3 protein-coding genes are annotated in these 2,860 nt (G+C 47.5%); all 3 read right to left on the bottom strand.

Going from position 1 to position 2,860, the window contains the following annotated elements; all coding sequences use genetic code 11:
• Positions 1–106: 106 nt before the first annotated feature.
• Complete coding sequence (locus U9P07_08220; GenBank protein ID MEA2109386.1) at positions 107–958, bottom strand: class I SAM-dependent methyltransferase; 852 nt, start codon at positions 956–958, stop codon at positions 107–109.
• A gap of 151 nt (positions 959–1,109) precedes the next feature.
• On the bottom strand, positions 1,110–2,087 hold the full coding sequence (locus tag U9P07_08225) for a GNAT family N-acetyltransferase (GenBank protein MEA2109387.1): 978 nt from the start codon (positions 2,085–2,087) through the stop codon (positions 1,110–1,112).
• Positions 2,088–2,145: 58 nt separating this feature from the next.
• Positions 2,146–2,860, bottom strand: a 715-nt coding sequence (locus tag U9P07_08230) for a hypothetical protein (GenBank protein ID MEA2109388.1), incomplete at its 5' end; no start/stop codon positions are given.

Here is a 2,860-nt window from a genome sequence, read left to right on the forward strand (position 1 = left end):
CCCCCTCAATCCAAGGACTTTCTACCTGGTGGCTGGCCATCCTTCCGGGGCGGGATTCGCTCCCGCTAGAATATGCGACCTATGCCCGGCCGCACTACGAGTGCCATCAAAGCTTATTCGTTATTTTTTTAAAAACAATATATTCTCCTGCTGGAATTAATTTTATATGACATGCAAAGCGATTCCAATTATCTATATAATCATATTTTCCCTGACAACTCAAATATTTTAGTACAACCGCTGGAAAACCAACCAAACCACCATGGGCTATTGGAATTCGGGTTAATACTGTCATTTGGTTCAATGAACAAATCAAGTTTCGAACTGCCGCTTTCGAATAGAAACGATATAATTTCATTTTTCGTTTTCTACTAAATTTTATTCTTTCAAAAAAAGTTTCTTTCATAACGACGCTATGAAGTGAAGGACAAAACAAGCCATAAGTCAGCCAGGCAAGACTTCCTTTCCTGGGAACGCTAACGATGAGGATCCCACCTGGGACAATAATACGTTCAAGTTCTCTCAAAACTTTAATTGGTTCAGGCAGATGTTCCAAAACACCGTAAAGATTAATAAGCTGAAACGAATCATTGGCGAATGGTAAATTTTCAAGTTTCCCATTTATAGGAAAAAAGCGAATTCGATTTATGTCGGCGCGGTGGCAAGCTTCCAAAAGCATTTGAATGCCAAAATCTATACCGTAAATAACCTTTGCTCCTATTGATGTATACAGATGAAATAACTGGCCATTACCGCAGCCTGCATCCAACATAGAAAATGATTTCCAAGGTAAATAATGATTTACGATATGTGAAATCGGCTGTTCAACGTTTCGAGTGTAGTTCCAGTGAGACAGGTTATTCTTTGCTATTTGACCGTGTATATCCAAATCTCCATAACTTGAAGACACTGCCTTATGAGTATCATGGATGATTTTGCTATATTCATGTTTGTTCATAAATTCTCCAGATGAAGAACGGCTCCACATAGTCGCTTAGTAAAAAGTATCCATTTTTATCTGACCACCATGCTCTTTCCAAATCATAATCTCCGATTCCGACAAATCATGACAAGAATAATGCCAGCCGGTAAATTGCTTCCGGAAATCATTAAAACAGATCACAGTCTCCCATAGTGTAAAAAAAATGCTCCCGGGCCCAATCCCAGCTCAGGTTTTTATGGAAACTTCTTCCTGTCGGAATCGCCCTGATCTTATCTTCAACAGGCTTGAGATGCGAAAACAGGGGGAAATAGCGTTTCTGCAACCAAAGGGTAACCGGAGCATCACCGGTTTCCGCAATGAATTGGCCGATAAGCCGGTTAATATGAGCATAACCGAAAAAATCCAGGAGACGATAACCACCCTCGTACTGCTGTAAAAAGGCCAAGGCCAGCAATTTTCCGAAAGGGCTGGTTAAAGCGATTATGGTATAGGATCTCGGAGCATCACCGTATCGCCACTGCAGATATTTTGCTTCTTTGAAGAGACAGAGTTGGTGGGCCGCCAGATCGGATTGGTGAAGCTCGGTGATGGCGGACGCCTGCTTAATGAGGCTTTCAGGGGTAAACCTGATCAGGCGTTTCCCAAAATTGCGTGTCGGCGCCGGATGCGTAAGCTGAACATTCACATAGGGCACCGTTTTCCGGTAGCCCAGGAGCAGGGCCCCCAGGCGGTAATGCCGGGCGCCGGGAAACCCGTAAAGAAATATATCCTTGTTTTCACCGGTGTAGGTATCAAAAAATGCCTGGGTGGTATGGGCGAATAACCCCTGCTTTTTGACGGTTAATAATGCCCGATAGGCTTTTTTCGACATGCAATCCACCAGTTGCGCCGTCGGTACGATGTCGCCCCGGTAATAGAGGAGGGCCGGAATGGCGGCACACTGGGCCACCAGCTCCCCGGATTCATGCTCGCACAGGAGTATCTGCGTCCCGTAGGGATTTTTTAAAAACTCCCACTCCCACACGTCTGGATCTTTCTCATGAAAAAACACATCTCGAAACAGGGAACGAATTTCGGGACCGTCGCCATCCTGATAAGGGCGTAGGTGAAATCGCCCCAGACGGGTATCCAGGTTAATAATCATAAGTCAACCGTAAGGTATTCGTTAAGAGAGGGGAACAGCATATGGTATCCACCTCTTTTTAGATTTTTTTCCACTGCCATCGCTTCAGAGTTCCTCTCATAGTGTCCCTGATCCTGCCAAAATAGACACCCGCCGCCTGTCGTTCCCAGAGCGCCGCGGGGATGATGGGAACCTCGCCTGCCGGCAGTTCAGCCTGGGCGAAAGGAATAAACATCGGGTTGACACCGATCTCAAAATAGCGCCTGCTACCGGACTTCCCGGAAGTCCAGGAAAATTCCGGCGGCGTAGTCCGGTCACCAAGATTCTCGATCACCGGTTCATATCCTTCAGGCTGCTCAAACATATAGCTGACCTGGGGATAATATTTACCTTTAAACTCCTGGTGGGCCACGGCCATGAGCTCCCCCTTGCTCTTTCCCGGCGCCGGCGACTGGTCATAGTAGTGCAGAGCCTCGGCGGCCGGGACGCAGGCCAGGGGGCGACCGGCAAAAGCGGCCCGCACCGAAAGATCGGTATCTTCAAAATAAAGAAAGAACCGGGGGTCAAAAAGCGTCTGGCCGTTTTGGCAGGCCCATTGCCGATCCACCAGCACACAGGCCCCGGAAAGGAAGGGCTCGGCAAAGGGGACGGTTTTTTCCCAGAACCGCTCATGGCGCAGCTGCCAATAGAATGATAAATACTCCGCGTCAAGGCGGTTTTTGTCAGCACAGGCCAGAGCAAAATCAAACCAGCATGAAGCCCCCGTGCTGGGTGGCAGCCTGAATTTTTTCCCC

It is taken from the genome of Pseudomonadota bacterium (assembly GCA_034660915.1).
GTDB lineage: Bacteria > Desulfobacterota > Anaeroferrophillalia > Anaeroferrophillales > Anaeroferrophillaceae > DQWO01.